The 16,049-nt window shown below is 39.5% G+C and carries 15 protein-coding genes; 9 read left to right on the top strand and 6 right to left on the bottom strand.

Annotated features, from left to right (window positions below; translation table 11 throughout):
* Window positions 1-32: 32 nt before the first annotated feature.
* A complete protein-coding gene (locus L0951_RS00870) occupies window positions 33-1,247 on the bottom strand; it encodes a glycosyltransferase (RefSeq protein ID WP_234108731.1) in 1,215 nt (404 codons plus the stop codon).
* 121 nt (window positions 1,248-1,368) lie between these two features.
* Here L0951_RS00870 and kbl point away from each other — a divergent pair, with 121 nt between their 5' ends.
* The 5 genes from kbl to L0951_RS00845 all read left to right on the top strand — a co-directional run bounded on the left by kbl (window position 1,369) and on the right by L0951_RS00845 (window position 6,726).
* The gene (gene kbl / locus L0951_RS00865) at window positions 1,369-2,565 is read left to right on the top strand and encodes a glycine C-acetyltransferase (protein WP_234108729.1); all 1,197 of its coding nucleotides are present in this window, start codon (window positions 1,369-1,371) and stop codon (window positions 2,563-2,565) included.
* A gap of 46 nt (window positions 2,566-2,611) precedes the next feature.
* Window positions 2,612-2,884, top strand: a complete 273-nt coding sequence (locus L0951_RS00860; RefSeq protein WP_234108725.1) for a YciI family protein — start codon at window positions 2,612-2,614, stop codon at window positions 2,882-2,884.
* A 119-nt stretch (window positions 2,885-3,003) separates the two neighbouring features.
* Complete coding sequence (locus tag L0951_RS00855) at window positions 3,004-3,879, top strand: glycosyltransferase family 2 protein (RefSeq protein WP_234108723.1); 876 nt, start codon at window positions 3,004-3,006, stop codon at window positions 3,877-3,879.
* A 60-nt stretch (window positions 3,880-3,939) separates the two neighbouring features.
* Complete coding sequence (locus tag L0951_RS00850; protein WP_234108721.1) at window positions 3,940-5,640, top strand: amidohydrolase; 1,701 nt, start codon at window positions 3,940-3,942, stop codon at window positions 5,638-5,640.
* A gap of 15 nt (window positions 5,641-5,655) precedes the next feature.
* Window positions 5,656-6,726, top strand: a complete 1,071-nt coding sequence (locus L0951_RS00845) for a hypothetical protein (RefSeq protein ID WP_234108719.1) — start codon at window positions 5,656-5,658, stop codon at window positions 6,724-6,726.
* Between the two features lie 33 nt (window positions 6,727-6,759).
* On the opposite strand, the gene L0951_RS00840 is transcribed toward L0951_RS00845, so the two are convergent.
* The gene (locus tag L0951_RS00840; protein WP_234108717.1) at window positions 6,760-8,238 is read right to left on the bottom strand and encodes a lipopolysaccharide biosynthesis protein; all 1,479 of its coding nucleotides are present in this window, start codon (window positions 8,236-8,238) and stop codon (window positions 6,760-6,762) included.
* On the bottom strand, window positions 8,235-9,047 hold the full coding sequence (locus L0951_RS00835; RefSeq protein ID WP_234108715.1) for an FkbM family methyltransferase: 813 nt from the start codon (window positions 9,045-9,047) through the stop codon (window positions 8,235-8,237). Before L0951_RS00835 ends, L0951_RS00840 begins: the two co-directional genes overlap by 4 nt.
* Before the next feature lie 127 nt (window positions 9,048-9,174).
* Here L0951_RS00835 and L0951_RS00830 point away from each other — a divergent pair, with 127 nt between their 5' ends.
* Together L0951_RS00830 and L0951_RS00825 are read left to right on the top strand one after the other, a co-directional pair.
* On the top strand, window positions 9,175-10,806 hold the full coding sequence (locus L0951_RS00830; RefSeq protein WP_234108713.1) for an alpha-amylase family glycosyl hydrolase: 1,632 nt from the start codon (window positions 9,175-9,177) through the stop codon (window positions 10,804-10,806).
* Window positions 10,803-11,324 carry a TlpA family protein disulfide reductase gene (locus L0951_RS00825; RefSeq protein ID WP_234108711.1) on the top strand — a complete coding sequence of 174 codons (522 nt, stop codon included), beginning with the start codon at window positions 10,803-10,805 and terminating at the stop codon, window positions 11,322-11,324. The genes L0951_RS00830 and L0951_RS00825 overlap by 4 nt, the downstream gene beginning before the upstream one ends.
* A gap of 56 nt (window positions 11,325-11,380) precedes the next feature.
* Here the strand turns inward: L0951_RS00825 and mscL are convergent, their stop codons facing one another.
* Complete coding sequence (gene mscL, locus L0951_RS00820; protein ID WP_234108709.1) at window positions 11,381-11,749, bottom strand: large conductance mechanosensitive channel protein MscL; 369 nt, start codon at window positions 11,747-11,749, stop codon at window positions 11,381-11,383.
* A 141-nt stretch (window positions 11,750-11,890) separates the two neighbouring features.
* Here mscL and L0951_RS00815 point away from each other — a divergent pair, with 141 nt between their 5' ends.
* A complete protein-coding gene (locus L0951_RS00815) occupies window positions 11,891-13,387 on the top strand; it encodes an NAD(P)H-hydrate dehydratase (RefSeq protein ID WP_234108707.1) in 1,497 nt (498 codons plus the stop codon).
* A gap of 6 nt (window positions 13,388-13,393) precedes the next feature.
* Here the strand turns inward: L0951_RS00815 and lgt are convergent, their stop codons facing one another.
* Both lgt and yidD read right to left on the bottom strand, forming a co-directional pair.
* Window positions 13,394-14,263 carry a prolipoprotein diacylglyceryl transferase gene (lgt, locus tag L0951_RS00810; RefSeq protein ID WP_234108705.1) on the bottom strand — a complete coding sequence of 290 codons (870 nt, stop codon included), beginning with the start codon at window positions 14,261-14,263 and terminating at the stop codon, window positions 13,394-13,396.
* A 134-nt stretch (window positions 14,264-14,397) separates the two neighbouring features.
* Window positions 14,398-14,655, bottom strand: a complete 258-nt coding sequence (gene yidD / locus L0951_RS00805; RefSeq protein WP_234108703.1) for a membrane protein insertion efficiency factor YidD — start codon at window positions 14,653-14,655, stop codon at window positions 14,398-14,400.
* 91 nt (window positions 14,656-14,746) lie between these two features.
* Here yidD and L0951_RS00800 point away from each other — a divergent pair, with 91 nt between their 5' ends.
* The gene (locus L0951_RS00800) at window positions 14,747-16,024 is read left to right on the top strand and encodes a replication-associated recombination protein A (RefSeq protein WP_234108701.1); all 1,278 of its coding nucleotides are present in this window, start codon (window positions 14,747-14,749) and stop codon (window positions 16,022-16,024) included.
* Window positions 16,025-16,049 lie beyond the last annotated feature (25 nt).

Raw genomic sequence — 16,049 nt, 5'->3', positions numbered from 1 at the left:
CTCTCGCCGAAAGCTTCGTTATTTTCGGAAGACTAATAGCGATTCTTCTCCTCAATCCATTTCCCCAAATATTTGGTGCTTTGCAAAGTGTGATGCTGAAGGATTTGTCCCAGGAAATTTTTGTTTCGATGGTTTTCTAAATTGTTTTCTATTTCTTTTAATCTCCTCGAAAATTGGGAGATAAACGCTCCTTTCTGAAATCGGTTTTCAAGGATTGCGAAACCATTCTTCTGTTTTGCCGTCCATAGATTTTCATCAGAATAAAGTTGAACCGATTTTTCCACAAAATCAAAATCATCGTCACAAACAAACCCGTTCCAGTCAAGGTTTCCCTTCATTCCTTCTGCACCGATGGAGGAAGTAACGCTCGGTAAACCAAATTCCATGCTCTCCAGCAATTTCCCCTTAATTCCTGCGCCAAAAGGAATCGGAGCCAACAAAACCCGGAAATTTCCGAAAACCTCTTCCTTCTTCTGCGCTCTTCCTTTAATCAAAAAGCCCTCTTTTTCTTGGTGAAGTTGCAATGCTTTTTCCGATGCATAAGCTCCATAAATGTGAATTTCGGAATCGGGTAGTTTTTGTCGGATTTGGGGCCAGATTTTTTTTAGCTTTAAAATCGTCTGCCAATTCGGCTCATGCAGAAAATTCCCGATGCTGACGAAATTCTTCCTTTCCGCAAATGTTCTTCCCGGAGAAGTTTTTTCCGCAAACAAGGGAAGATAATAAAGAATTGTTTGATCGATTTTGAAATGATTCATAAGCAAATCCATTTCGAATTCCGAAATAATCAACGATAAATCGCAGCGAAGAACAGATGCTGTTTCCCTTTTGAAAATATCGTTCACCAAATCGTTTTCCTGGCAGTTTCTATTTTGCTTGTAAGCCATTTCTCTGGCTTTCCTTAAAAAATGCAGATCTTCGGTATCTAAAATCTTCATCGCGTGCGGACAAATTTCCGAAACTTTCCAGCCAAATTGTTCTTCGGTCATAAATCGGTCGAAAATCACCAAATCGGGATTGAGTTCTGCGATTAGTCTTTCGAAGTGGGAATCATTGATTTTGATGGAAAAAGTTTTGATTCCTTGTGAATTTAAATTGAAGCTGTTTTCGGAAACCGCTGCAGCCGACAAAAATGAAATCCGAAATCCTTCACTCTGAAAAAAGTCGATCAATTGAAGCATTCTTTTTCCGGCGGCAGTAGAATTCGGTTCGGGAAAAACAGTTCCGATGATGACAAGATGCTTCATGGCTCAAAAATAGTAAAATTCAAAAGATTGCTCGATGCATTTCAGAATTCTATTTAATTGTTTTCTACATAAAATTCACCGTAAATTTTCATAAATTTACCCTCATTAAAAAAAGTAAAATATGATCTCCAAAAATTACCTGGAAAATCTCCGGAATGAATTGCAAAATATCAAAAATGACGGTCTTTTTAAAACCGAAAGAATCATTACTTCTCAGCAATCCGCAGTGATTGAAGCAAATGGGAAAACCCTCCTGAACTTCTGTGCCAATAATTATCTCGGACTTTCAAATGATCCGGAAGTCATGAAGGCTTCCCAGGAAATGATTGACAGTCACGGTTACGGAATGTCGTCGGTGCGATTTATCTGCGGAACCCAGGATATTCACAAGGAACTGGAAGCCAAAATCTCCGGGTTTTTGGGAATGGAGGATACGATTCTCTACGCAGCATGTTTCGATGCCAACGGCGGTGTTTTCGAACCGTTGTTTTCGGAGCAGGATGCCATTATTTCAGATGAGTTGAATCACGCCTCAATTATTGATGGAGTTCGGCTCTGCAAAGCGGCGAGATACCGCTACAAAAACAATAATATGGCAGATTTGGAAGAGCAGCTGAAAGCGGCTTCCGAAAAGAATCACCGCTTCAAAATCATTGTTACAGACGGCGTTTTCTCCATGGATGGAATCGTGGCGAATCTGCAGGGAGTGTGTGATCTGGCCGAAAAATACGATTGTTTGGTGATGGTGGATGATTCCCACGCCACAGGATTTATAGGAAAAACCGGTCGTGGAACCCACGAAGCGAACGATGTGATGGGAAGAGTGGATATCATTACTTCAACCCTAGGAAAAGCATTAGGTGGCGCATTGGGCGGATTTACTTCAGGTAAAAAAGAAATCATCGATATGTTGAGACAGCGTTCAAGACCTTATCTGTTTTCAAATTCTTTGGCACCGGGAATTGTAGGTGCGGCGATTAAAGTTCTGGACATGATTTCTGATAATACTGCATTGCGGGATCAGGTCATGAAAAATGCCGAATATTTCCGTTCGAATATGAAAGCGAAAGGATTCGATATTCCGGATGGTGATGCCGCGATAGTTCCAGTGATGCTTTATGATGCACCTTTGTCTCAAAAAATGGCGGAAAAGCTCATGGATGAAGGGATTTATGTGATCGGATTCTTTTATCCCGTAGTTCCGAAAGGGAAAGCCAGAATCAGGGTGCAACTTTCCGCAGCGCATACCAAAGAACATCTTGATCAAGCGATTGCCGCTTTTGAAAAGGTCGGAAAAGAACTCGGCGTGATTTCTTAAACTGAAAAAGCACTTCGGATTTCAATAAAAACCAAAACCCAGAAAAATGAGAACAGTAGTTTTTTATGAAAACACACAGGAAGGAACGATGGAAAAAATGATGGAGGTCTTTCCAAAACATCAGGAAAATGAGGACCAATTCGTGAATGCCGGGAAGATCATCGGTATCGGACCTTTCTCTGTCCCCGGTCAAGGTGCGATGGGAATTTTCACTGATCGCGAATCTGCTGAAGAATTTGTGAAAAACGACCCTTTCGTTCAAGAAGGTTTGGTGACTTATACCATAAAAGAATGGATGGACGATTTGGAGACGAAATAGCAAGCTACAATGATTCAATGTTCAAATGGTTCAATCCTGTTCAGTCATCCTTGGGAAATCAACTGGAAGAAGCCAATAGTCAAAAGTAATTCCGATAGCGACCGGGAGCAAAAAATTATATGAAATTCCTCATCATCATTCCTGCTCATAACGAGGAGAAAAATATTTCATTTTGTCTAGAATCCTTGAAAAATCAAACGTTCAAGGATTTTGAGGTGATCGTGGTAAATGATGGTTCAACCGATAAAACTGCGGAGATCACAAATGATTTTGTATCAACTGATTTTCGGTTTAAAGTTCAACATCTGGAAAAATCAGAACATCAACCGGGAGCAAAGGTGGTGCTAACCTTCAATAAAGGTCTGGAAATGGTGGATTTAAAGCGTTTTGATATCATTTGTAAATTCGATGCGGATATTATTTTTCCTAAAAATTATTTAGAAAAAATCAACCGGATGTATGTTGAAAATCCAAGAGCCGGAATGGTTTCAGGGTTGGTCAGAATTAAGAAATCAGTTTTCGAAAAAAATCTTGCGTATGATTTTAAAGATGAAAAACACCAGTGGACTTTCGAAAATCTTTCCTCAAAAAATCACATTCGCGGTCCGATAAAATCATATCGAAAAGAATGTTTTCAGCAGATGAAGGGACTTCGACCAGTTTTGGGATGGGACAATATCGACACGATGTTGGCAAAGAAAAACGGTTGGGAAATCATCACCATTAAAGATTTGTGGGTGAAACATCTTCGTCCGACTGCCTTTAAATACAAAAAGCAGAAAGCCGAAAAACTCGGTGAGTATTTTTACAATATCGGTTTGAGTTTTCCCTTGGCGATCGTTTCCTCTCTCAAATCATCTTTGAAGAACAGATCGTTTTCAGAATTTTTTACCACGTTAAAGACCTATCTTAAGCAAAAAGGCGAGCGAAAACTTTCAGAAGAAGAAATAAGATACATCCGAAATCTGCGATGGAAACAGATTCTGCGCCTGTAAAGACAAGTCGCGAACTGTCCAAAATTAGAAGAATTTTACTAATGCAATACTCGAAAAGTAATGACAAAATTTAAAAATAAATCTGCATTGAAGAACGCTAATGCTAACTGCACTGAAAACTTTCGGTTTTCGGACAAGTCCAGCCTTGTCCAAACGGTTTTGCTTCTGTTGATGTCTGTTTTCTTTTCCGCCCAAAAAAAAGCAGATCTCATCATTCAAAATGCAAACATTTACACGGTGAACAAAAACTTCGAAAAAGCCGAAGCAATGGCTATTTCCAACGGAAAAATTGTAGCGGTAGGAAAATCTGCAGACATTCTGAAAAAGTATCAATCAAAGAATATCCAAAACCTCCGAGGAAAAACAGTTTTTCCTGGATTTATCGATGCACATTGTCATTTCACGGGTTATGCGACCGACAAGTGGAAATGTGAACTTTGGGGAACAAAATCTTGGGATGAGGTGGTTTCAAGGATTACGGAATACTCCAAAAATGCACCGATGGAATGGCTTTACGGAAGAAGTTGGGATCAAAATAATTGGCCGGTAAAGGAATTCCCGGATAAAGAAAAGCTGGACGAACTTTTTCCGAACCGACCGGTTTATTTGAAGCGAATCGACGGTCATGCTGCAATTGCGAACCAAAAAGCACTCGATGTCGCCGGAATTAATTTAAACACGGAAATAAACGGCGGTGAAATCGAGCAGAAAAACGGAAAACTCACCGGGATCTTGATTGACAACGCCATGACTTTGGTTGAAAAACATCTGCCTCAAATCAGCGATGAAATGGCAATCAACTACTTTGCCGAATTGCAGAAGGAATGTTTTTCCTATGGTCTGACTTCCCTACACGATTGCGGAATTACCGAACACACCTTAAATCTTTTAGAAAAATCGCAAGCCCAGAACGTGCTGAAAATGAAGATTTTTGCCTTGCTGGAAGACAACCCGGACTATTATGAAAAATGGACAAAAAAAGGAAGATATACGAATGGAAATATCACCGTGGGTGGTTTTAAAGTCTATTCTGATGGTGCGCTCGGTTCCAGAGGAGCGTGTCTCATCAACGATTATTCCGACAAAAAAGGATGGAGGGGTTTTTTGTTGAGCGATCAGGAACATTTCCGAACTTTGGCTAAAAAGTTGAAAAACAGCAACCTTCAAATGTGTACACATGCCATCGGAGATTCTGCGAACAGGGTGATTTTGAATATTTACGGCGAAGTTTTGGGTGGAAAAAACGACAGAAGATGGCGAATAGAACATGCACAGATTGTGGATAAAAATGATTTCGGGCTTTTTGGAAAATTTTCGATTATTCCATCTGTACAGCCTACTCATGCGACTTCCGACATGTATTGGGCCGAAGAAAGACTGGGGAAAGAGCGCTTGAAATTTGCGTATGCTTATGAAGATTTGCTCAAACAAAACGGTTGGCTTCCTTTGGGAACCGATTTCCCGGTGGAGGAAATCAACCCGTTTAAAACTTTTTTAGCAGCAGTTGTGAGAAAAGATGCGAAGAATTTTCCGGCAAACGGTTTCCAAAAAGAAAATGCTTTAACCCGCGAACAAGCCATTCGTGGAATGACGATTTGGGCTGCGAAATCTGCGTTCCAGGAAAATGAAACCGGAAGTCTGGAGGTAGGAAAATCCGCAGACTTCGTCATTCTGAATCAGGATCTGATGACGGTCCCCGAAACGGAGATTCTGAATACCAAAGTATTGGAAACTTTTTCGAATGGGAAAAAGATGTACTAAACCAAATCTTGAATTTTGAAAAAAATTGCTTTTATCGAGCTTGATACCCATGCGGAAATTGCTTCGAATTTCATGGAACTGATGAACGATTCCCGGGAATTTTTCGTGGATTATTATTTTTCGAGAAAGATTCTTGAGCAATTACAAGTTGGAAAAAAAAATATTTTCCAGACCGAAAGTTCTGAAATTTTGAATGTATTGGAAAACAGGAATTATGACTTGATCATCGTTGGGACAGTTCATCGGTATTTCACTGTTTTCCATAAAATTTCTAAAAGGCATAAAACCGCAGCTATTGTTCATAATCTTAATTTTATCCGCCTTTCAAAATTTCAGTTATTCAAAAACATTTTCAAAAGGGATTTTCGGTTTCGCTTGAAATTATGGTGGAAGGAAGGATTGCTTTCAGCACCGGAAATTTATGAAAATGTGAACAATCTTTTGGTTTTGAATAAGAGTCTAAGCAATGAAAAGTTTAGATTTCTGCCGATTTTTTTTAATGAGTTTAATGAGCATACCGATTCAAATATGTACACGGTGGTGATTCCCGGAGCGGTTTCGCAAGAAAGACGGGATTATAAGTGGGTCATTAAGAAAATTAAAGATTTAGAAATTAAGTTCAAAACAGGCGAAATAGAATCTGAACAACGAAGCGTTGCAATCATTTTCCTCGGAAAAGCAGCAGGTGACGAACTTATATGGTTAAAGGAATTGGATCAGTGCTTGGAATTGGTCAAAATGAAATATTTCACCGAAAAAGTTCCGCAGAAAACCTTCGATGAATGGATGAACAAGGCCAATGTTTTATGGTGTCCGATTAAGCAAAAAACAGAATTCTTCAGCAATCCTGAAATTTACGGAAAAACCAAAATGTCTGGAAATATCGGTGATGCCATTAGGTATGGAAAAATGGCCTTTTTTCCGGAAAGCTATCCTTCAGATTTCACATTTATCTTGAACGAAAATGAAAGAAATCCCTTTGAAATTTTTAGGTATCAGTCGGAAAAGAACTATGATTTTCAGGAAAGATTCAACAGGGAAAAAATCAGAACTGATTTAGAAAAGGTATTGAATGACTTGCTTTAAAATATTGCGTCCGACAATAAGTCTAATCTCTAGTCAGAATTTAAACAAACTTTGGAAAAACCTCCGGTTCACATAATCTTCCACGGGAAAAATATTCATAAAATAATTTCCGGTAAAAATAATTCCCAAAACGACCGTCGGTTTATAAATCAGATTCCAGATGCTTCGGTCGAAATCAGGCAAGATAATCGCAACAGTAATGGCAACGGTGGAAATAATCGCTGCATAAATCATTTCGATGCTCAATGGCGAAACATTAAACTTTACATAATTAAACACGATTTTGATTCCATTGAAAAGCGTAAGCGAAATTGCTGTAGCCATCGCTATTCCGATGATTCCGAGATGAGTTTTCGTGAGGAAAAGCCAGTTCAGTGAAATCGTGGTAATTGCCAAAAAGAGCATTACCACAATGGTGAATTTGTAATATTTGGAGAGTGAAATAATGTGACCGTTAAAACCCGTCGCCAAGTCGAAAAGCATCGCGAATCCCAGAATCCAGATCACCGGTTCCGCCTGCCGAAGTTGGTCGCCATTTTTGATAAAATCGCAGAGATAGGGAAAGCCGACCAAAATACAAGAAAACAGCACCGTACCGAGAAAAAACAGACTGAGCGAAGTCTTCTTATGAAACCGGTCGAGTTCCTGGAAATCACCTTCTGCAATGGATTTGTTGATGATGGGCGCCGAAATGTTAAACAGTCCCATTTGGGGAATCATGATGAAGGACAAAATCGAAAGAATAATGCTGTAAACTCCGTTTTCCTCGAAATTCAGAAATTCGCCAATCATGAAATTATCCACCCGGAATGCGATGTAATTTCCGATGTTTCCTAGAAATCCGAAAAAACTGTAAGTCAAAACTTCTTTCCATAATCCATCTTTTTTCATGTAATCCGTGCGGAAATCCGGTTTGATTTTTTCCAGCTGATTGGCATAAAAAATATAGCCAAAAAAAGCAACGAGGTACATTCCGAAGAAAAAACCATACGAACCTTTCTCTGATAATCCAAGCCAGAAAAACAGGCAGAATGCTCCTAAATTAGCTAGTTTTGGGAAAATGTTCTCGAAAATGTTCGGAACCACGATTCTCTTGAAATTCGAGATGTATTTATTGAAAACCGCCGAAAGTGCCAAAACCAAAATTAATGGCAAAATCAACCGCTTCATCTTCCAGAGTTCAAGACTTTTGAACTGTGGAAAAATAAGGAAAAACGCGAAAAACAACAACGTGAAAACTGCAAAATTAATCGCCACCTGAACCAAAGAAAGCGTGAGGAAATTTTGATTTTTTCCGTCTCTTTGCGTTTGGTGAAAGAATTTCACATTCGAAAAAGAAATCCCAAAAACCACGATGGGCAAAAGCATTTCCGCCGTCGGCAAAATGTAGCGAAGTTTTCCGTAGAACTCCATGTCCCGCGGAAAAATGAAAATCGCTGAAAACGTCCCGAGCAAAAACCCGAAATAACCAATCAGCGAATATTTGAAACCTTGCCGTGCGACTACGCTCATTTCTTAAATTTTTTATGGTAATTAGGCACGAAAACGATATTGTTGATGTATTCGCTTTTATTTTTCAGCATATTATTTTTCTGAATTTCGAAAAAATCAGGAGCAATTTTTTTGAGTCCAAAGTTCTCACGGTTCATAAAATGCGCGGTGTAATCCCATGTTTCTATTTCCGAAACCATTTCCTGCAAAGGCTTTTCGTGGTGTCTTTGTTCCATTTCCACCATCAGAACCGGGCGAAATTTTTTGATGGTATTTTTGGCACCATGCAAAGTTTCCATTTCATTTCCTTCCACATCGATTTTTATGAAATCAAGCCGGTTCAAGCTTTGATTTTCTGCCCAATCATCCAGTTTCATGACTTTCACTTGCCGGGTGAGTTTTTTTTCTTCGCCAACTTCCGAAAAATCAGTGTGCAAAGTTCCTCGCGAATCGTAGGTTTTCCCATCAATCACCGGAATCTTGAACATGGCCGTTTCATTTTTATCGGACAATGCGATCGGAAAAAGATTCACTTTCGGAAATATCCGTTGCAGGCGGGCAAAAAGTTTTGGGTTGGGTTCGAAAGCGTAGATATTTTTCGGTGGAATCCGCTGTTCAACTCGGTAAATGTAGGAACCTACATTGGCACCAATATCGAAAAATACTGCGTTTTTCGGCAGATAATCTTTGATCCAGATCAATTCCGGCTCCATGTTCTTCTCAGAAAAATTACCGGCAGACAGATCTTCCAATTTCTTGAAATATCTTTCCTTATAGAATTTAGGCAGTATAAACTGTAATTTCTCAGCAATCTTCTGATAAATGGTCATTCAATTTCTAGATTAACAAGGCAAATATAACAAAATATGTTAAATTAATGTTAAAATACAATCAAAATTGGAAATGATTTTATTGTGATTTGCAATTGATTTACCTTTATAAACCATAAAAAAAGGCATGAAAAGATTATTTCTCATTGCGGGATTGGCTTTTTTGGCTTCCTGCTCCAGTTTACAGAAAACAACGCAGCAACCGTTCTCTTGGGAAGGTGCAAATATGTATTTCCTTTTGACCGACCGATTCCAAAATGGCGACCGATCCAATGATGTGAATTTTGGAAGAACAGAGAAAGCAGCTGTGCTTAGAGGTTTTGAAGGCGGTGATTTGCGCGGAGTCATTCAGAAAATAGATGATAATTATTTTTCAGATTTGGGAATTAATGCGATTTGGATGACCCCTTTAGTGGAACAAATTCATGGCGCTACTGATGAAGGAACCGGGAAAACTTATGGATTCCATGGTTACTGGGCAAAAGACTGGACAATTCTGGATCCCAATTTTGGAACGAAGGCAGATTTGAAAGAGCTGGTGGAAAAAGCCCATAGAAAGGGAATTCGAATCGTTCTGGATGCGGTCATTAATCATACCGGTCCGGTTACCGGTCCGGATGTCGTTTTTCCGAATTCGTGGGTGCGAACTGCGCCTCAATGTAAATACACCAATTACGAAAATACCACTGCATGCACTTTGGTGGCGAATCTTCCTGACATTTTGACGGAATCTAATGCATCCGTTGACCTTCCACAAATGCTCGTCGATAAATGGAAAAATGAGGGAAGGTACGAAGCGGAAATGCAATCACTGAAGGATTTTTTCGAAAGAACAGGTTATCCGAAAGCACCAAAATATTACATCATGAAATGGCTTGCCGACTATGTGCAGGAATTTGGAATTGATGGATATCGTGTGGATACCGTGAAACATACGAATGAGGATGTTTGGAAAGACTTCCAGAAAGTCTGCCAGGAAGCATTTGAAACTTACAAAACAAATAATCCGTCAAAAGTTTTGGATCAAAACTTATTTTTTATGGTGGGCGAAGTCTATGGTTACGGAATTTCACAAAAACAATTCTACGACTTTGGTGACAAAAAGGTAAACTATTACCAAAACGGTTTCAAATCGCTGATCAATTTTGATTTTAAAGGTGATGCAAACAAATCTTATGAAGAGATTTTTTCTAACTATTCCCAACTTTTACATTCAGATTTAGGTGGGAAAACCGTTTTGAATTATCTTTCCTCGCATGATGACAGTTGGCCTTTTGACAAAGAAAGGAGGAAAAGCTTCGAAAGCGGAACTAAGCTGCTTCTGACTCCTGGAATTTCGCAGATTTACTACGGTGATGAAACTGCGCGACCTTTGATGGTAACCGGGGCAGAAGGTGACGCCAATCTTCGCTCCAATATGAACTGGATCGATGTGAAAACCAATCCGCAAACGAAAGCGCTATTGACTCACTATCAAAAACTCGGGAAATTCCGGGCCAATCATCCTGCAGTTGGAGCGGGAGTTCATCAAATGATTTCTCAATCGCCATACTGGTTTACCAGAACTTTTAATCAGGATAAAGTTTTAGTGGGATTGGATTTAAAACCGGGCTTAAAAGAAATTTCAACCTCCGGTATTTTTGAGGACGGAACAAAATTAAGAGATGCTTATTCTGGAATTACAACAACCGTGAGAAATGGGAAAGCAATCATTGAAACAAATTCATCTATTGTATTATTCGAAAAAAAGGAGCTATGAAAAATGTAATTGCAGTTTTTTTGTTGATGTTTTCGATTACTGTTTGGGGACAGAAAGTTCCGAAAATCAGTAAAACCGAATTTTCGAAAGCAGCTTTGATGCAAAAAATAGTAGACCTCGAAGGGAAAAAACTTTCTATTTCAGAAGTGCTGAAAAAACATCAGGGACGGATTGTGATCATCGATTTTTGGGCAAGCTGGTGTAGAGACTGTATTCTCGCACTGCCTGCAACTACTGAACTGAAACAGAAAAATCCCGAAATTGACTTTGTGTATTTTTCTTTGGACAGAAGCCATGAACAATGGAAAAGAGGTCTGGAAAAATATGGAATCGCAGAAAACGAAAACTATTGGTTTGATGAAGGCTGGAAGAATAATTTCAATAATTTCATCGATTTGAACTGGGTTCCCAGATTCATGGTGATCGACCAGAAAGGAGGAATTGCCAAATACTACGCAATCCACCCAAGTGACCCCGAAATTCAGGAGAAAATTGATCAGCTGAAAGCAGAAAAATAAAATAAAAAAGCCCGAAAAAAATTCGGACCGGATTTATTATTTCACAGAAATTCCAATTATTTTTTGAGTAAATCCCGGATTTCTGTCAACAATTTTTGATCTTCAGTGGGTCCGGGTGGCGCCACTTCTGCCTTTTTCTGGATTTTGTTGATACCTTTAATCATGATGAAAAGTACCAAAGCAATGCAAATAAAGTCAATCACTGCGGCCAGAAAGTTTCCGTAAGTGACCCCGTTCCATGTCAGTTTTGCCACGTTTTCGGCTCCTGCCGCTTTCAGCGCTGGATTCAAAATTAATGGAGTAATCACATCGGCAACAAACGAGGAAACGATTTTTCCAAATGCTCCACCAATGATTACGGCAACTGCTAAATCAACTACATTGCCTTTTATGGCAAAATCTTTAAATTCTTGTACAAATCCCATAATTTATCTTTTTATTGTTATTCTAACAAATTTATTAAATTAATTTGAACAAATAGGTAGATTTTTTAAAAAATTTCAACGTTTGCTCGAACTACGGTCCGAAAATTTCATTAACTTTAATGAATAAAAACCAGACATCAGATGAAGATATTCAGTGCGGAACAGATTCGGAAATGTGATTTGGATACCATCCAAAATGAACCGGTTTTGTCAATTGATCTGATGGAGAGAGCGGCCAAATCCTGTGTCGATTGGCTTTTGAGAAATACTGATGATGACCCTTCCTTTTTTATTTTTTGTGGAAATGGAAACAATGGCGGCGATGGTTTTGCAATGGCGCGAATGCTTTATCAATGCGGTTTTGATGTGAACGTATTCATAGACAAAGACCAAAAAAAATGCTCCAAAAACGCTGAAATTAATCTGAATAAAGTGAAAGATATTTCCGGAATCGGTGTTTTCGGTTTTAATGAAGTTAAAGAATTTCAATTTGGTGCAAAATCGGTAATTATCGATGCGCTGTTCGGAACCGGACTCAACCGAAAGCTGGAAGGTAAATCAGCTGAAATCGTGCAGTTTCTCAATCAACTTTCATTTCCTAAAATTTCAATTGATATTCCGTCGGGTTTATTTGCAGATCAAATTTTTGAAGAGGGTTCTGCTGTTTTTAAGGCCGATGAAACTTTGAGTTTTCAGTTTTGGAAAAAAACTTTTCTTCATCCTGAAACCGGAATTTTTTGTGGAAAGATTAACGTTCTGGATATCGGTTTGAGCCAAAAATTTATTGAAAAGGAACCTTCGCAGAAATGGGTCGTTGATAAATCTATAATTAAAGGAATCTTTACTCCGAGAAACGATTTTTCCCACAAAGGAATTTTTGGAAAGACCACCATTGCGGCGGGAAGTTTCGGAAAAATGGGAGCGGCCGTTCTGGCCACGAAATCGGCTTTGAAATCGGGGAGTGGACTTACTTTCACACTTGCGCCGAAATGCGGTTATGAAATCCTTCAGACCACCTGTCCTGAAGCCATGTTTTTATATGGTGGCGAAAATTATATTTCACATTTTGAGGTGGAGGAGGATTCGTTTATTGGAATCGGTCCCGGTTTGGGAACTGATCCGGAGACAGAAATTGCCTATTTAGAGTTTTTGAAAAATTACCGGAAACCTTTGGTTCTGGATGCGGATGCGCTGAATATTGTTTCCAAAAATTCCGAGTATCTAAAGTTGATACCGAAAAACTCTATCATTACACCACATCCGAAAGAATTTGCAAGGCTTTTTGGCAAGACACAAAACTCATTTGAAAGACTGGAACTCGCTCAACAGAAATCTGCAGAACTTGGAATCTACATAGTTTTGAAAGATCACCACACCCAAATCATCACTCCGGAAAATCATGTTTTTTACAATATCACTGGAAATTCCGGCATGGCAAAAGGGGGAAGTGGAGACGTTTTGCTGGGAATCATCACTTCTCTTTTAGCCCAAAATTATTCCCCCAAAAATGCGGCGATTTTCGGAGTTTGGCTCCACGGAAAAGCCGGAGATTTGGCTGCGGAAATACACTCAAAAGAAGCGGTACTTCCTTCTGATTTGGTTGAGGAATTGGGAAATGCGTTCAAAATTTTGGAATAGTTTGGATTACTCTGGTTTTTCGTTTTCATCCTCTGTAATGGTGCGGTTTTTTGCCGTGAACAGAATAACGAAACCAGCCAGCATAAAAGGAATCGAAAGAATTTGTCCGGTATTTAACCCCGCAAATGTGATGAACTCGTCTCCTTGTGGTTCCTTCAAAAATTCCACGAAAAATCTCACAGCCCAAAGAATGATGAAAAACAATCCAAACAACCATCCCTGCTGATATTTTTTGTTGGTGTAACGGTAAAGAATCCAAAGCAAAACAAATAGTAAGAAATATCCTGTCGCCTCAAAAAGTTGGGTCGGATAACGTGCCACGATTGCTCCATATTCCGAACTTTGCTGTGGAAAAAGAACCGCGAAAGGCGAGTTTTCCGGTGCAGGTTTTCCAATGATTTCCGAATTGAAAAAATTGCCAATCCGCACGAACGCACCACCCAAAGCAACTACGATACCAATCCGGTCATAAACCCAAAATGGATTTTTTCTGATGATTTTGTAGGAATAATACAGGGTCGTAAAAATCAACGCGATTGTGGCGCCATGACTCGCCAATCCTGAAAAACCGCTGAATTCAAGTTGTGGTTTGGTTCTGATGGGCAAAAAAACCGACCAAAAGTCTTCCTTAAAAAGTTCTGGCTGATAAAAAATAACGTGTCCTAATCTCGCTCCAAAAATTGTCCCCACCAAAGTCCATGTGAAAAGCGGTTCCAGGTATTTTTGGTTTACATTGTCAATCCTGAAGATTTTCGCCATGATGACATAACCCAGTCCAAACGCCAAAATAAACATCAAACTGTAATAATGAAGCGTGATTGGACCCAGATGAATTCCGGTAGATGGATCCCAAGTGGTGTATAAAAATGTCAGCATAAACTATTTTTTTATAATTATTTCTTTTTACTAATTTCGAATTTCGAACTAGAATTGATGTTGTTTCCCAACCATAACTTTCTTTAACCGAGACTCAGCCAGTATCAAAAACTCCAATTCTTCAACCGCCCAACTCATTTCTTCGGCACTGGATCGTAACCTTGTCCTCCCCATGGATGACAGCGCAAAATCCTTTTCACACCCAAAAAAAATCCCTTGAAAATGCCGTGAACTTGAAGCGCTTCCAGCATGTAGTGAGAGCAGGTTGGTTCATAACGGCAGTTTTTTGGAAGCAAGGGCGAAATCGTCCATTGGTAAATTCTGATAAGAACTACCAAAGGAAATGAAATGATTTTGTTGAAAGTGGTTTTCAAAACATTGCAAAAGTACATAAAAAGTTGGAAGCGGGAAGATGGAAGTAGGAACAAGATTTTTCCTAAATTTGAAGTCTGAATTTATCGAAATAATTGCACCATTACTACTTTGAGCCACAATATTCCATTAGCCGAAAAACTCCGACCGAAAACTCTGGATGAAGTTCTGGGACAGGAGCATTTGACGGGGAAAGAGGGTACCATTCGGAAAATGATCGAGAACGACACGCTGAACTCGTTGATTTTTTGGGGACCTCCAGGTACGGGAAAAACCACTTTAGCCGAAATTATTTCCGAAAAATCCGGCCGAAGATTTTTTAAGCTTTCTGCTGTTTCATCGGGTGTGAAAGAGGTGAGGGAAGTCATTGACAATGCCAAAAAACTCAATCTTTTTTCGGGAAAATCGCCGATCCTGTTCATCGACGAAATTCATCGTTTCAATAAATCGCAACAGGATTCATTGCTTCATGCCGTGGAAAAAGGCTGGATTGTGCTCATTGGTGCAACTACAGAAAATCCAAGTTTCGAGGTGGTTTCCGCGCTCCTGTCAAGAAGTCAGGTGTATGTCCTGAAGTCTTTGACTTTTGAGAAACTTGAGGAACTTGCGGAGATTGCTTTGGCTAAATACAATGCCGAAGAAGGAACCGATTTTAGAATAAAAGATAAGGAAGCTTTAATCCAGTATTCCGGCGGTGATGCAAGAAAGCTGATCAATTCGGTGGAAATTGTTCTGAATAATTTTAAGAATTCAAAGAAACAGGAAGTCTCCAACGAAGATGTACTTTCCGTATTACAGGAAAACATGCCGCTTTACGACAAAAATGGGGAGCAGCATTACGATATTATTTCTGCCTTCATCAAATCGATGCGCGGTTCCGATCCTAATGCGTCGGTTTATTGGCTCGCCCGAATGTTGAGCGGTGGAGAAGACGTCAAATTTATTGCGAGACGAATGTTGATTTTGGCGGCAGAAGATATCGGATTGGCCAATCCGAATGCGTTGGTCATCGCGAATAACTGTTTTCAGGCGGTAAACGTCATCGGAAATCCGGAATCGCGGATTATCCTGAGCGAAACGGCGGTCTATTTGGCGGTTTCCCCGAAATCAAATTCCACTTATTTGGCGATTGATGATGCGTTGGCTTTAGTGCAAAAAACCGGAAATCTGCCAGTTCCGCTTCATCTCAGAAATGCGCCGACCAAACTGATGAAAGAGATGAATTACGGCAAAGATTACGATTATGCCCACTCTCACGAAGGAAATTTCGTGGATTTGGAATTTTTGCCTGAAGAAATCAAAGGCACGAAATTCTATGAACCTGGAAACAATTCCACAGAAAAGAAAATTTCGGAGGAATTGAAACGGAAATGGAAGGGGAAATATTAAACAATTTACCTAAGGGGAAAATGCA

It is taken from the genome of Chryseobacterium sp. R2A-55 (assembly GCF_021401085.1).
Lineage (GTDB): Bacteria > Bacteroidota > Bacteroidia > Flavobacteriales > Weeksellaceae > Kaistella.
The sequence above is the reverse complement of the archived record's forward strand: the minus strand, read 5'-3'. Positions and strand labels throughout refer to the sequence as shown.